Genomic DNA, 12,213 nt, shown 5'->3' with positions numbered 1-12,213 from the left:
CGAGTGAGGGGCCGCTACGCGGCCCTTTGCGAATGAACTCGCACCCACAGGCGTGCACGGTTGGCTCGCTCTCCCACTGGGAGAGGGCCGGGGTGAGGGATGCTGAGGTTCGCGCGGCCTCCACGTGCAGGGTCCTGCTCGGAAAATGAGTTCTCCCCTACACGCGTGCACCTCAGCATCAGTGCAGCGGAGTCGCGGGCTGCAATTGGTTCTCTTCCAGCCAGTCCTGCGCCAGTTCGCGCAACCTGTTGGCTTCGAAGGCGTGCCAGGCCTCCAGCAGCACGGGATACTCCATCAACACGTGGCGGAAGGTGCGCGCTGGCTTGCGGCCTGCCAAGGCCTGCTCCAGGGCGGCGTAGGCATGGGGATGGACCACCTCGAGGAGGAATTCCTGCATCAGCCGCAGTTCTTCGCCCTGGCCCAGCGGCTCCACCAGCAGGAAGCGCTCCGGCTCTTCGCGCAGCAGGGTTTCCAATTCCGGATCGGCATCCTCCTCGGGGATCAGCAGGACTTTGCCGCTCAGCAGGTCGAGGTAATGGTCGAGGCCTTCGGTATTGAGGGCGAAGGCCAGTTCGTCGAGGTCGATGGTCAGCGGGCGCATAGGCTTCTCAAGAGCGAGGGAATGGCTTCAGCCTACGCCAGCGCCGCGTCTCAGAACAACCGTGCAAGCAAGGCCGTGACGGCCGTTTCTACGCGCAGGATGCGCTCGCCAAGCTGGACGGGTTCCAGGCCCGCTTCCCGCAGCTTTTCGACCTCGTAGGGAATCCAGCCACCTTCCGGGCCAATGGCCAGGGTGATGGGGCGTTCCACTGCGCGTGGGCAGGCCGGGTAGTTGCCGGGGTGGCCGACCAGGCCAAGGGTATCCTGGGCCAGCTGCGGCAGGCGGTCCTCGACGAAGGGCTTGAAGCGCTTTTCGATGGTCACCTCGGGCAGCACGGTATCGCGGGCCTGTTCCAGGCCGAGGATCAGTTGCTCGCGGATACTCGCCGCTTCGAGGAAGGGCGTCTGCCAGAAACTCTTTTCCACCCGGTAGCTGTTCAGCAGCACCAGGCGCGGCACGCCCATGGCGGCGACGGTCTGCAGCACGCGACGGAGCATCTTCGGGCGCGGCAGGGCTAGCAGCAGGGTAATGGGCAGCTTGCCCGGCGGAGGCTGGTCGAAGCTGACTTCGAGTTCGGCGCAGTCCGCCTCCAGGCGCAACAGGCGCCCCTGGCCCATCTGGCCACCGACTTGGCCGACCCGCAGGCTGTCGCCTTCTTCGGCCCGGTGCACCTCATGCAGGTGTTTGAGCCGACGGCCCTCAAGCCGCGCGCGATCCGCCGAAATGAAGTCGGCGTCCTCCAGAAGCAGCAGGTTCACGGGCGGGTCGCGGGGGGCTGGTCGCCGGAGTCTTCGGCACCATCTTCGGGGTGGTCGCCGCGCTTGCGGATCAGGCTGCCGCAGAACAACCCGACCTCGTAAAGCAGCCACATGGGCACGGCCAGCAGGGTCTGGGAGAAGATGTCCGGTGGCGTCAGCACCATGCCGACGACGAAGCAGCCGATGATCACGTACGGGCGGATGCGCTTGAGGTATTCGACGTTCACCACGCCGATCCAGATCAGCAACACCACCGCCACTGGAATCTCGAAGGCCACGCCGAAGGCGAAGAACAGCGTCATGACGAAGTCGAGGTAGCTGCTGATGTCGGTCATCATCGACACGCCTTCCGGGGTCACGCTGGCAAAGAAGTGGAAGATCAGCGGGAACACCAGGAAGTAGGCGAAGGCCATGCCGCCGTAGAACAGCACGATGCTCGACACCAGCAGTGGCAGGGCGATGCGTTTCTCATGCTTGTACAGGCCCGGCGCGATGAAGCCCCAGACCTGGTGCAGGATCACCGGCATGGCGAGGAACAGGGCCACGACCATGGTCAGCTTGAAGGGCGTGAGGAAGGGCGACGCCACGTCGGTGGCGATCATCGTCGCGCCTTCCGGCAGGTACTGGCGCAGGGGCGCCGAGACCAGGGTGTAGATCTTCTGGGCGAAGTAGAACAGGCCGGCAAAGATCAGGAAGATGGCCGCCACGCAGCGCAGCAGGCGCGTGCGCAGTTCGGTGAGGTGCGAGACCAGGGGCATTTCCTGGTCTTGTTCCGGCTTCTGGTCGCTCATGGGATGCGGGACGGCTGCTGCGGTTCGAGGGGCGGCTGGGGTGTCGTGGGCGTGTCGGTGGCTTGCACGGCGGCTGCCGGAACCGGCTCCGGCGCAGGCTGGGCAGCGCTGGCGGCGGGCGGGGCAGTCGTGGCGCTGGCCTGGGGCGCCAGGGCGCTGTCAGGCGTAGCAGCATCGGCAGCGGGGGGCACGATGCTTTCCTTGATCTGCCGCTCCAGCGACATGATGTGTTCGTTATGCAGCTGACGGCGGATCTCGTCGGCGCCGATCTCGCGCTCGACCTCCTGCTTGATCGTGTTGAAGCTGCGCTTGAGGCGGCCGATCCACAGGCCGGCCGTGCGCGCAGCGCCGGGCAGCCGCTCGGGGCCGAGCACCAGCAGTGCGATCAGGCCGATCAGTAGCAGTTCACCGAAGCTGATACCGAACATGTGTCATCAGTCCTTGCGGGTGACCGGGTCCTGCACTTTCTGCGCCTGGCCGTCGATGGTGTGCGGCTGGTTCAGGTTGGCGCCGGGCTGTTGGGCGGCGGGCTGCTCGGGAGCCTTGTCGCCGCCCTCCTCGGTGTTCATGGCTTTGCGAAAGCCCTTGATGGCCTCGCCGACGTCGGAGCCAAGGCTCTTCAGGCGCTTGGTGCCGAAGACCAGCACGACGACGATGAGAATGACTAGCCAGTGTTTCCAGTCGAAGATACCCATGGTGCGTTCCTCTTGATTGTTGTCAGGCGGAGGGCTGACGGGCGGCCTTCTCGGCGTGCCCGGACAGGCCGAAGCGACGGTCCAGTTCGTCCAGTACGGCCTGGGGATGCTGGCCGAGGGCGGCGAGCATGATCAGGCTATGGAACCAGAGGTCGGCGGTTTCGTAGATCAGGTCGCTGCTGTCGCCACTGGTGGCGGCATCCTTGGCGGCCAGGATGGTTTCCACCGCTTCCTCGCCGACCTTCTCCAGGATCTTGTTCAGGCCCTTGTGGTACAGGCTGGCAACGTAGGAACTGTCGGGCGCGGCATTCTTGCGCGCTTCCAGAACCTCGGCCAGGCGGCTGAGGGTGTCACTCATGGCTGTGTCCTGCGGTGTAGATGGCATGCGGGTCCTTGAGTACAGGGTCGACGGTCTTCCAGCCGCCGTTCTCGAATACGCGGTAGAAGCAGCTTTCCCGGCCAGTATGGCAGGCGATGCCGCCGAGTTGTTCGACCTGCAGGATGATCACGTCGGCGTCGCAGTCCAGGCGCAGCTCATGGAGCTTTTGAACATGCCCGGACTCCTCGCCCTTGCGCCACAGTTTGCCACGCGAGCGTGACCAGTAGATGGCGCGCTGCTCGGCGACGGTGAGGGCGAGGGACTCGCGGTTCATCCAGGCCATCATCAGCACGCGACCTGTCTTGTGGTCCTGGGCGATCGCCGGCACCAGGCCTTCTGCACTCCAGTGAATCTCTTCCAGCCAGTCGTTCATTTGGTCTTCCACAACCTGGGCCGCCCCAGCCTGGGCGCGGCGCTTGAATCGAATAAGTGTGCCAGTGCAGCACGGGGCTGGCTATCGGCGCAGCACCAGATATAGACCGCCGGCCAGCATCAGCCAGCTCGGCCAAGCCTCGACAATGGCTGCGAGCCCGTGGGTGGCTGCACCTGCGATCAGCAGGGCGCCGAGTAGGCGCGCAGCCCATTGCGGCTCGCGCGGGGCTTCGTTTTTCTGGGCGGCGGCGACGGGCAGCGACAAACGTTCCAGCGTCTCGCGAGCCATCTGCGACAAGTGCGGCACCTGCTCGGCCTGCTGCTGCAGATTGCGTAGCAGGTGCAGGGGGCTGATGCGCTCGCGCATCCAGCGTTCGAGGAAGGGTTGCGCGGTGGTCCACAGGTCCAGGTCGGGGTAGAGCTGTCGACCGAGGCCTTCGATGTTCAATAGAGTCTTCTGCAGCAGCACCAGCTGCGGCTGCACTTCCATATTGAAGCGGCGGGCGGTCTGGAACAGGCGCAGCAGCAATTGGCCGAAGGAAATGTCCTTCAGCGGCTTCTCGAAGATGGGCTCGCAGACGGTGCGGATGGCCGCTTCGAAGTCATTGACCTTGGTCTCGGCCGGCACCCAACCGGAGTCGATGTGCAGCTGGGCGACGCGGCGGTAGTCGCGCTTGAAGAAGGCAATGAGGTTGCGCGCCAGGTAGTCCTGGTCCTCGGGGGTGAGGCTGCCGATGATGCCGCAGTCGATGGCAATGTACTGCGGATTCCAGGGCTGTCGCGTGCTGACGAAGATGTTCCCCGGGTGCATGTCGGCGTGGAAGAAGCTGTCGCGGAACACCTGGGTGAAGAAGATCTCCACGCCACGCTCAGCCAGCAGCTTCATGTCGGTGCGCTGGTCGGCGAGGGTGGCGAGGTCCGTCACTGGGACGCCGTAGATGCGCTCCATCACCAGGACTTTGGGTCGGCACCAATCCCAGTAGACCTGGGGCACATAGAGGAGGGGCGAGCCTTCGAAGTTGCGGCGGAGCTGGCTGGCGTTGGCCGCTTCGCGGAGCAGGTCGAGCTCGTCGTAGATGGTCTTTTCGTAGTCGTCGACCACTTCCACCGGGCGCAGGCGCCGCGCATCGCTGGAGACGCGTTCGGCCAGGCGGGCGATCAGGAACAGCCAGGCCAGGTCCTGGCGGATGATCGGTCGCAAGTTGGGACGAATGACCTTCACCACTACTTCTTCGCCGCTCTTCAGCTGGGCAGCATGCACCTGGGCCACCGAGGCGGAAGCCAGCGGCTCGACGTCGAAACGGGCGAATATCTGGCTGACCTTGGCACCGAGTTGCTCCTCGATACGGGCGACGGCCTTTTCAGGTGCGAAGGGCGGCACCTGGTCCTGCAGGCGCGCCAGTTCGTCGGCAATGTCCGGCGGCATCAGGTCGCGGCGGGTGGACAGCAGTTGGCCGAACTTGATGAAGATCGGCCCCAGGTCCTCCAGGGCGCGTCGTAGGCGTTCGCCGCGGCTCAGCGACAGTTCCTTGCGGGGCAGCCAGCGCCAAGGCAGGGCATAGCTCAGCGTACGCAGCCACCAGGGCAACGGCAGGTCGAGCAGCAGGTCATCGAGCCGGTAGCGGATAATGACCTGTTGGATGCGCAGCAGACGGCGGATGGCGAGCAGCTTCATGCGGAGGGCTTGTTTCTCGGGGTCAGGCGTTCGACGCGGGCATCGAGACGGTCGAGGGCGAGCTTGAGACGGTCCAGTTCGGCAAAGCGGGCGTCGGCTTCACGCCGGCCGACCAGGGTACGGGATTCCTCTGCCAGGTAGTCGGCGAGGTTCTGCCGCAGGCTGTCCAGGCTTTGTCCGACCCAGCCTGCGCGGCTGCGCAGGTGGCCGGCGAGCAGCTGGGTGCCCACCGGGCCGAGCCAGCGCGATAGTTCGTACTCCCAGTCCAGCTCCAGGTCCTGGATGATGTCGGCCAGCTCCAGTAGCACGGCGCTATCGCCGTCCAGGCTGACTTCCGGGCTGTGCAGGACGGCTGACTTTTCTCGCGTGGTGGCCAGTCGCAGCAGGCTGGAAGCGGGGGCACGCAAGCGGCAGTCGGCAGGCGCGGCCCAGTGGGCGGCCAGCTTGAGGCCGTCGCCTCCGGGCAGCAGGAACAGCCTCAGCGCCGGGCTCTGGCAGTCGACCTCGATGACCGAGCCTTCCAGAGCGGCCATGCGCGGCAACGCGGTGCTGTCCAGGGTCAGCACCCGGTTGAGGCTGAGCTCAACGCCTGCGAGCAGCGCCTGGGTCAGCATCAGGGCTTGATGCCGCGGTGCAGGGCGACGATACCGCCGGTCATGTTGTGGTAGGTGACGCGCTCGAAACCGGCTTCACCCATCATAGCCTTCAGCGTTTCCTGGTCCGGGTGCATGCGGATCGACTCAGCCAGGTAGCGATAGCTCTCGGCGTCGTTGGTGATCAGCTTGCCCATCAGCGGTAGCAGGCTGAAGGAATAGGTGTCGTAGGCCTTGGACAGCAGGGCGCTGGAAGGTTTGGAGAACTCCAGCACCAGCAGGCGGCCACCCGGCTTGAGCACGCGCAGCATCGAGCGCAGGGCTTCGTCCTTGTGGGTGACGTTGCGCAGTCCGAAGGCGATGGTAACGACATCGAAGTGGTTGTCGGGGAAGGGCAGTTTCTCGGCATCGGCCTGGACGAAGCTGACGTTGCCGGCCACGCCGCTGTCGAGCAGCTTGTCGCGGCCGACCTTGAGCATGGAGGCGTTGATGTCGGCGAGTACCACCTCGCCGGTCAAGCCGACCAGGCGTGAGAACTGGCGGGTGAGGTCGCCCGTACCGCCCGCGATATCCAGCACGCGGTTGCCCGGACGCACACCCGACAGTTCGATGGTGAAGCGCTTCCAGAGACGGTGGACGCCACCGGACATCAGGTCGTTCATCAGGTCGTATTTGGCCGCCACCGAGTGGAAGACCTCGGCGACCTTGGCCGCTTTCTGGCTTTCCGGAACCTGCTGGTAGCCGAAGTGGGTCGTGGGTTCGGCATCGCTGCCTTTGCGCGGGTCGTTCATATCGCTGCCACCGGATTTGAATGGCGGCCATTCTAATGCCCGCGCCCCGCTTTGTCTTGGCGACGGAACGTGCTCCGCACGGCCAGGGCCCGCGAGGCCTGTTATAGTCGCGCGACCATAGGTCGCAGTGAGGAGAAGTCCATGGCCCGTATCCATGTCGAACGTTCGCATAATCTCGGTCACGAGGCGGTGCGCGAGAAGGCCGAGAAGCTGGCTGAGCGCCTGGCGCGCGAGTACGACGTTCGCTACCAGTGGCGTGGCGACACGCTGGAGTTCAAGCGCAGCGGCGCCGATGGGCAGATCGAAGTGAGCAACGAAAAGGTGCGCGTGGAGGTCAAGCTGGGCCTATTGCTTTCGGCCATGAGCGGCAGCATCAAGCGCGAGATCGAGAAGGCGCTGGACGACTATCTGGTCTGAGGGGCTCGCCCGGCGTTTGCGACTGCTGAAACACCCACGTAGTTTGGGCAGAGCGGAGCGAAGCCCAGCAGGTGCTGCATGTTGTGCCCCGGATCGTTGGGCCGGGCGGCGTTCCGCTTCGCCAAGCTCAGGCCTGCGCGGCCCGCACCAACCTACGGTGCCGTTTTGCGAATGATTTTGCCCCCCACCACCAAGCCCATTGCGCGGCTAGTATGCGGTTTCTAATTTTCCTCGCTACCTTGCGCTCAAGCCCTGAGAAAGGGCGAGTCATCGTCCATTCCGCGTGAGGTGCACCATGGCCAGAGTAGCCGCCAAAAAGAAAGTCGAGAAAGTAGAAAGCAAGACCACCGTTCTGGCTGACGTTAAGCTCTACGCCCGCAAGATCTGGTTGGCAGGCCTGGGCGCTTATGCCAAGGCTGGTCAGGAAGGCGTCGATTATTTCAAGGAGCTGGTCAAGGCTGGCGAAGGCGTCGAAGAGCAAGGCAAGAAATTGGTCGACGAGCAGGTCGAAGCCGCCAACAGCCAATTCGACTCCGTGAAGAGCAGCGTCACCGTGGTCAAGGGCAAGGTCGAAGTGCAGTTCGACAAGATCGAGAAAGCGTTCGACGACCGAGTGGCCAGCGCGCTCAATCGTATTGGCATTCCCTCCCGCAAGGACGTCGAAGTACTCTCTGCTAAGCTTGATGAGCTGAGCGCGTTGCTCGAACACGTCGCGCGAACCAAATAAGGAGAGCAGGATGGCTGGCAAGAAGAAAACCGATAAAGACACCAACTCCTGGATCGGCGAGGTCGAGAAGTACTCGCGCCAGATCTGGCTGGCGGGCCTGGGGGCCTACTCGAAAATCAGCAACGACGGCACCAAGCTGTTCGATACGCTGGTCAAGGATGGCGAGAAGGCCGAAAAACTGGCCAAGACAGAAGTGGACAAGCAGGTTGACGCCGTGAAGTCGAAGGTCGGCTCGCGCGTCGGCTCCGCCAAGTCCAAGGTCGAAGAGGTCAAGGACAAGGCGTTCGGTAAGTGGAGCGAGCTGGAAGAGGCGTTCGACAAGCGTTTGAACAGCGCGATCTCCCGCCTGGGCGTGCCCAGCCGCGGTGAGGTGAAGGACCTGCAGAGCAAGGTCGATAGCCTGACCAAGCAGCTGGAGAAAATCACTGGTGTTTCGGCGAAGTCGGTCAAGCCCGCTGCCAAGGCAGCTGTGAAGCCGGCAGCCAAGGCCGCAGCGAAACCTGCTGCCAAGCCTGCCGCAAAAGTGGCAGCCGCCAAACCCGCGCCCAAGGCTGCGGCCAAGCCCGCTGCGGCCAAGGCGGCCGCGAAGCCTGCTGCCGCTGCCAAGCCTGCCGCCGCAAAACCGGTAGCCAAGCCTGCAGCCAAGGTCGCGGCAAAACCAGCGGCGGTTGCCAAACCTGCTGCTGCGAAGAAGCCGGTAGTGAAGAAACCCGCAGCGCCGAAGGCTGCCAAGCCTGCCGCACCAGCACCAGCCCCTGTCCCAGCTGCCGCTCCGGCTGCTGCTGCTCCAGCGCCTGCGCCAACCCCGACCGCTGCACCAGCTGCCGTTCCGGCACCCTCGGCAGCACCGGCTACCAGCCAGTCCTGAGTTTCATCGCAGTAACGCAAACGCCCGGCTTCGCCGGGCGTTTTGCTTTCAGCTACGTATCATTGCGTGTTGCGACCTTTCGCATGTTGCCTGGGACCTCAGGCCTCCAGATAGCGCCGGGCGAGGCTTTCCGCGGCATGGCGGGATCCAGGCCGCAGGTGCGGGGCCACCAGCATCATCACCTGGTACACGACCAGGCGGATCTCGCCACCGCTACCGAGCACGCGCTGGTAATCCAGAGAGAACAACAGGGTCAGGGTGATCTGTTCCACCAGCTGGCCGAGCGCGTCGGTGTCGCTGACCAGTTGTTGCTCCGCCTTGAGGCGGGCGAGCAGGGTGGCGAGCGTGCGCTTGAGGTGGTTCAGCCAGCTGCGCATGCCTTTGGCCAGCTTGGGCAGGCGTCCGGCGAGGTTGGACAGGTCCTGGAACAGGAAGCGGTACTGCGCCAGCCGCTCGACGATCAGGTGAAGGAACAGCCAGTAGTCTTCTGCATCCAGCTGCGCGTCTGCCGGTGGGTCGAGGAGCGGTGCCAGTGCTTCCTGGAAACGCTCGAACAGTGCCATCACTAACGGCTCCTTGCCGTGGAAGTGGTAGTAGAGGTTGCCCGGGCTGATGCCCAGCTCGGTAGCGATTTCCAAGGTGGTGACGTTGGGTTCGCCGTTGCGGTTGAACAGGTCGAGGGCACATTCGAGGATGCGGTCGCGGGTCTTCATCCAGTCTTCTTGTTGGGCTGACGAACGTAGTGGCCGGTACGCCTTTGGCGGCGCTGCCGGCCGGTTTCAAGGTCAGCGCACATGCACATACGTGCCGGGCGCAGCCTCCATGGCGGGGTAGTCCTGATTTCCGAGGGCGGTCAGGGTTTCCCGTTGCTCTCCCGAGCGCTCCTGGATCCAGCCGAGCCACTGTGCCCACCAGCTGCCCTCGATGTGCTTGGCATCGTAGTACCAGGCCCGCGGGTCGGAGCTCAGCTTGCCGTTTTCGAAGTAGTTGGCCTTGGGGTTGCCGGGCGGGTTGAGGATGCTCTGGATATGCCCGCTGTTGGACAGCACGAAACGACTGTCGCCACCCAGCAGCAAGGCGGAACGGTAGACAGCGTCCCAGGGGGTGATGTGGTCATTGATCCCGGCGACACTAAAGCTGTCGACGTTGACCTTCTGCAGGTCGATCGGGGTACCGCAGATCTCCAGGCCACCGCTGCGGGTAAGCGGGTTGTGCTTGAAGAAGTCGAGCAGGTCGCCGTGCAGGGCGGCTGGCAGGCGAGTGTTGTCATTGTTCCAGTAGAGGATGTCGAAGGCCGGCGGTTGGCGACCCAGCAGGTAATTGTTGACGAAGTAGTTCCACACCAGATCGTTGGGACGCATCCAGGCGAACACCTTGGCCATGTCCTTGCCGTCCAGCACGCCTTGCTGGTACGAGCGGCGCTTGGCGGCTTCCAGCGTCTGCTCGTCGGCGAAGAGCATGGCGGGACTGTCGACCTGGCTGTCCAGCAGGCTCACCAGGTAGCTCGCGCTGCTGACCTTGCGCAGCTGTCGGCGGGCCTGCAAATGCCCTTGCAGGGCCGCGATGGTCAGGCCGCCAGCACAGGCGCCCATCAGGTTGACCTCCTTGCTGCCGGTAATGGCGCGACAGACATCCAGGGCCTCCTCAAGCGCCTGAACGTAGGTGGACAACCCCCACTCGCGATGGCGCGCATCGGGGTTGCGCCAGCTCACCACGAAGACTTGCAGGCCGTTCTTGAGAGCGTACTGGACGAAGCTTTTGTCGGGGCTGAGGTCGAAGATGTAGTACTTGTTGATCTGCGGCGGCACGATCAGCAAAGGGCGCAGGTACTGCTTCTCGCTCATCGGCTTGTACTGGATGAGTTCCAGCATCTCATTGCGAAAGACCACTGCACCTGGCGTGGTAGCAAGGTTGCGGCCCACTTCGAAGGCCTGCTTGCTGACCTGGCTGGGCATGCCGTCGTTGTGCAGCAGGTCGTCCACCATATGGCGCAGTCCGTTGACCAGGCTGAGGCCGCCGGTGTTGAACAGCTCCTTGATCGCTACGGGGTTGAGCAGGCTGTTGGTGGGCGCCAGGGCATCGCTGAGCTGAGCCAGGACGAAGCGTGCACGGGCACGGTCGTCATCATTGAGGTCGCTTTCCTCGATCCACGCAGCGAGCTGTTTTTGCCAGGCGAGGTAGACCTGCAGGCCCCGCCGATAAAAGGGGTTGAATGTCCAGGAGGGGTCGGCGAACCGACTGTCCTGCGGGTTGGGTTGGTGCAGCGTGTCGCCGAGCAGGACACGGCTGACCTGGCCGCCGAAGGCCAGCATGTGCCGCGCGCTGTGCACAGGATGGCGAAGCCCTTGCAAGGCCAGGTTGCGGACGGTGGAAAGCAGGTCCTTGCCGCGCAGCCCGACAATGGCGTTCTGTGCGTTCATGAAGGCTGCTGGCACCGGTAAGGTGCCCTGTACTTGTTTTTCTCGCATGGGCAACGCTCCGTATTCGGTCCGTGGTTCGGGAGGTTTACAGCAAGGCTTGTACCATTCGGCGACAGATGTGCATTGCAGACTATCGTGGGCAGAATTCAAGTTGGTTACAGCATGCACCAGGCTGGGGCGAGAGGTTATGGGCGCGCCCCCGCGCAGGGCGTTCGTCAATGTCCACGCAGCGGGACGGCCTGGGGATGAATCACCGCGCGCTGCCGCTCTTCGGCGAGGAACTTCATGATGATCGGCGCTACGGTTTCGGCGCGGGTCACCAGGAATAGGTGGCCGTCATCGATCACATGGAGTTCCGCATTGGGAATGCGCCAGGCCAGCAGGCGCATGTTCACCAGCGGGATGATCGGGTCGTCGTCCCCTGCCAGTACCAGGGTGGGCTGGCGGATGCGATGCAGCCAGTGGATGCTGGTCCAGCCGAGGCCGGCGAACAGCTGCCAGTAGTAGCCCATCTTGCCGGACGAGCGCACCTTGCTCGCATGCGCCATGGCCAGCCCCGGGTCGCGGCGGAAGGCGCCGCCGTAGATGTCGGGTGCGATGTGGACGCCGTATGACGGCTGGATGTACCGCCTTGGGCTGGCCATGCGCCAGAGCACCTTGGGTTTGCCCGGCACCATGATGGCACCGGCCGAGGTGGCGGCGAGGATCAGTTTCTTGCAGCGCTCCGGGTAGTCGTGGGCGAACTGCTGGGCCAGAGCTCCGCCCCAGGACACTCCGATCGCACTGACCTGGCCATAGTCCAGGTAATCCAGCATGCGTGCCGCCAGCTTGGCGAGGCCGGCGAAACGGTATGGCGTGCTGGGCGTGGATGAGCCGCCGACGCCAGGTACATCGAATGCAATCACCTCTAGGTCCGGGTCCAGCGCCTGGACGAAGGGGAAGACCAACTCGAGGTTGGCCCCGATGCCGTTGAAGATCAGCAAGGGCGTCATGTGCGACTGCCCGGGGCGGACAGCGGTGCGGATGGTTTGGCCATCAAGCTCGATGGTGCGGAACACGAAAGGTAGCGGCATGCGCAGGGCCCTTTAGTCAAAAACGCAGTGGGAGGCCCGCTCGAGCCTCCCCT

16 protein-coding genes are annotated in these 12,213 nt (G+C 64.1%); 3 read left to right on the top strand and 13 right to left on the bottom strand.

Annotation, left to right across the window (positions count from 1 at the left end):
* Nucleotides 1-178: 178 nt before the first annotated feature.
* The 10 genes from J7302_RS06105 to ubiE all read right to left on the bottom strand — a co-directional run bounded on the left by J7302_RS06105 (nucleotide 179) and on the right by ubiE (nucleotide 6,655).
* Nucleotides 179-601, bottom strand: a complete 423-nt coding sequence (locus J7302_RS06105; RefSeq protein ID WP_215371824.1) for a UPF0158 family protein — start codon at nucleotides 599-601, stop codon at nucleotides 179-181.
* A gap of 50 nt (nucleotides 602-651) precedes the next feature.
* Nucleotides 652-1,359, bottom strand: coding sequence for a 16S rRNA (uracil(1498)-N(3))-methyltransferase (locus J7302_RS06100; RefSeq protein ID WP_215371819.1), 708 nt, complete (start codon nucleotides 1,357-1,359; stop codon nucleotides 652-654).
* Entirely contained in the window at nucleotides 1,356-2,150 is a 795-nt protein-coding gene (tatC, locus tag J7302_RS06095) for a twin-arginine translocase subunit TatC (RefSeq protein WP_215371816.1), read from the bottom strand. The genes J7302_RS06100 and tatC overlap by 4 nt, the downstream gene beginning before the upstream one ends.
* A complete protein-coding gene (tatB, locus tag J7302_RS06090; protein WP_215371813.1) occupies nucleotides 2,147-2,578 on the bottom strand; it encodes a Sec-independent protein translocase protein TatB in 432 nt (143 codons plus the stop codon). Before tatB ends, tatC begins: the two co-directional genes overlap by 4 nt.
* 6 nt (nucleotides 2,579-2,584) lie before the next feature.
* Nucleotides 2,585-2,845, bottom strand: a complete 261-nt coding sequence (locus tag J7302_RS06085) for a twin-arginine translocase TatA/TatE family subunit (RefSeq protein WP_215371810.1) — start codon at nucleotides 2,843-2,845, stop codon at nucleotides 2,585-2,587.
* Between the two features lie 22 nt (nucleotides 2,846-2,867).
* The gene (locus J7302_RS06080; protein ID WP_215371807.1) at nucleotides 2,868-3,203 is read right to left on the bottom strand and encodes a phosphoribosyl-ATP diphosphatase; all 336 of its coding nucleotides are present in this window, start codon (nucleotides 3,201-3,203) and stop codon (nucleotides 2,868-2,870) included.
* Nucleotides 3,196-3,597, bottom strand: a complete 402-nt coding sequence (hisI, locus tag J7302_RS06075) for a phosphoribosyl-AMP cyclohydrolase (RefSeq protein ID WP_215371806.1) — start codon at nucleotides 3,595-3,597, stop codon at nucleotides 3,196-3,198. Before hisI ends, J7302_RS06080 begins: the two co-directional genes overlap by 8 nt.
* Nucleotides 3,598-3,678: 81 nt before the next feature.
* Nucleotides 3,679-5,271 carry a ubiquinone biosynthesis regulatory protein kinase UbiB gene (gene ubiB / locus J7302_RS06070; RefSeq protein WP_215371803.1) on the bottom strand — a complete coding sequence of 531 codons (1,593 nt, stop codon included), beginning with the start codon at nucleotides 5,269-5,271 and terminating at the stop codon, nucleotides 3,679-3,681.
* On the bottom strand, nucleotides 5,268-5,885 hold the full coding sequence (locus tag J7302_RS06065; RefSeq protein ID WP_215371801.1) for a ubiquinone biosynthesis accessory factor UbiJ: 618 nt from the start codon (nucleotides 5,883-5,885) through the stop codon (nucleotides 5,268-5,270). Before J7302_RS06065 ends, ubiB begins: the two co-directional genes overlap by 4 nt.
* Nucleotides 5,885-6,655 (bottom strand): bifunctional demethylmenaquinone methyltransferase/2-methoxy-6-polyprenyl-1,4-benzoquinol methylase UbiE, encoded by a 771-nt coding sequence (gene ubiE, locus J7302_RS06060; RefSeq protein WP_215371798.1) that lies wholly within the window; start codon nucleotides 6,653-6,655, stop codon nucleotides 5,885-5,887. The genes J7302_RS06065 and ubiE overlap by 1 nt, the downstream gene beginning before the upstream one ends.
* A gap of 141 nt (nucleotides 6,656-6,796) precedes the next feature.
* Between ubiE and J7302_RS06055 the strand changes: the two genes are divergently transcribed.
* The 3 genes from J7302_RS06055 (at nucleotide 6,797) to J7302_RS06045 (ending at nucleotide 8,667) form a co-directional block, all read left to right on the top strand.
* Nucleotides 6,797-7,072 carry a polyhydroxyalkanoic acid system family protein gene (locus tag J7302_RS06055; RefSeq protein ID WP_215371796.1) on the top strand — a complete coding sequence of 92 codons (276 nt, stop codon included), beginning with the start codon at nucleotides 6,797-6,799 and terminating at the stop codon, nucleotides 7,070-7,072.
* Nucleotides 7,073-7,367: 295 nt separating this feature from the next.
* Entirely contained in the window at nucleotides 7,368-7,799 is a 432-nt protein-coding gene (locus tag J7302_RS06050; RefSeq protein ID WP_215371794.1) for a phasin family protein, read from the top strand.
* A gap of 10 nt (nucleotides 7,800-7,809) precedes the next feature.
* Nucleotides 7,810-8,667, top strand: coding sequence for a phasin family protein (locus J7302_RS06045; RefSeq protein WP_215371792.1), 858 nt, complete (start codon nucleotides 7,810-7,812; stop codon nucleotides 8,665-8,667).
* 98 nt (nucleotides 8,668-8,765) lie between these two features.
* On the opposite strand, the gene J7302_RS06040 is transcribed toward J7302_RS06045, so the two are convergent.
* From J7302_RS06040 to phaZ, 3 genes are all read right to left on the bottom strand, one after another.
* The gene (locus J7302_RS06040; RefSeq protein ID WP_215371790.1) at nucleotides 8,766-9,380 is read right to left on the bottom strand and encodes a TetR/AcrR family transcriptional regulator; all 615 of its coding nucleotides are present in this window, start codon (nucleotides 9,378-9,380) and stop codon (nucleotides 8,766-8,768) included.
* A 72-nt stretch (nucleotides 9,381-9,452) separates the two neighbouring features.
* A complete protein-coding gene (phaC, locus tag J7302_RS06035) occupies nucleotides 9,453-11,135 on the bottom strand; it encodes a class II poly(R)-hydroxyalkanoic acid synthase (protein ID WP_215371786.1) in 1,683 nt (560 codons plus the stop codon).
* 167 nt (nucleotides 11,136-11,302) lie between these two features.
* Nucleotides 11,303-12,160: a poly(3-hydroxyalkanoate) depolymerase gene (phaZ, locus tag J7302_RS06030; protein ID WP_215371784.1), complete on the bottom strand. Its 858-nt coding sequence runs from the start codon at nucleotides 12,158-12,160 to the stop codon at nucleotides 11,303-11,305.
* Nucleotides 12,161-12,213 lie beyond the last annotated feature (53 nt).

Origin of the sequence: Metapseudomonas boanensis (assembly GCF_018704125.1) — a bacterium.
Classification (GTDB): Bacteria; Pseudomonadota; Gammaproteobacteria; order Pseudomonadales; family Pseudomonadaceae; genus Metapseudomonas; species Metapseudomonas boanensis.
This window is presented reverse-complemented; position numbering and strand designations above follow the sequence as displayed.

Coding starts and splice junctions, on each gene's coding strand:
- J7302_RS06105 (WP_215371824.1), bottom strand. CDS start 601: ATGCGCCCGCTGACCATCGACCTCGACGAACTGGCCTTCGCCCTCAAT.
- tatC (WP_215371816.1), bottom strand. CDS start 2,150: ATGAGCGACCAGAAGCCGGAACAAGACCAGGAAATGCCCCTGGTCTCG.
- tatB (WP_215371813.1), bottom strand. CDS start 2,578: ATGTTCGGTATCAGCTTCGGTGAACTGCTACTGATCGGCCTGATCGCA.
- J7302_RS06085 (WP_215371810.1), bottom strand. CDS start 2,845: ATGGGTATCTTCGACTGGAAACACTGGCTAGTCATTCTCATCGTCGTC.
- J7302_RS06080 (WP_215371807.1), bottom strand. CDS start 3,203: ATGAGTGACACCCTCAGCCGCCTGGCCGAGGTTCTGGAAGCGCGCAAG.
- hisI (WP_215371806.1), bottom strand. CDS start 3,597: ATGAACGACTGGCTGGAAGAGATTCACTGGAGTGCAGAAGGCCTGGTG.
- ubiB (WP_215371803.1), bottom strand. CDS start 5,271: ATGAAGCTGCTCGCCATCCGCCGTCTGCTGCGCATCCAACAGGTCATT.
- J7302_RS06065 (WP_215371801.1), bottom strand. CDS start 5,885: ATGCTGACCCAGGCGCTGCTCGCAGGCGTTGAGCTCAGCCTCAACCGG.
- ubiE (WP_215371798.1), bottom strand. CDS start 6,655: ATGAACGACCCGCGCAAAGGCAGCGATGCCGAACCCACGACCCACTTC.
- J7302_RS06055 (WP_215371796.1), top strand. CDS start 6,797: ATGGCCCGTATCCATGTCGAACGTTCGCATAATCTCGGTCACGAGGCG.
- J7302_RS06050 (WP_215371794.1), top strand. CDS start 7,368: ATGGCCAGAGTAGCCGCCAAAAAGAAAGTCGAGAAAGTAGAAAGCAAG.
- J7302_RS06045 (WP_215371792.1), top strand. CDS start 7,810: ATGGCTGGCAAGAAGAAAACCGATAAAGACACCAACTCCTGGATCGGC.
- J7302_RS06040 (WP_215371790.1), bottom strand. CDS start 9,380: ATGAAGACCCGCGACCGCATCCTCGAATGTGCCCTCGACCTGTTCAAC.
- phaC (WP_215371786.1), bottom strand. CDS start 11,135: ATGCGAGAAAAACAAGTACAGGGCACCTTACCGGTGCCAGCAGCCTTC.
- phaZ (WP_215371784.1), bottom strand. CDS start 12,160: ATGCCGCTACCTTTCGTGTTCCGCACCATCGAGCTTGATGGCCAAACC.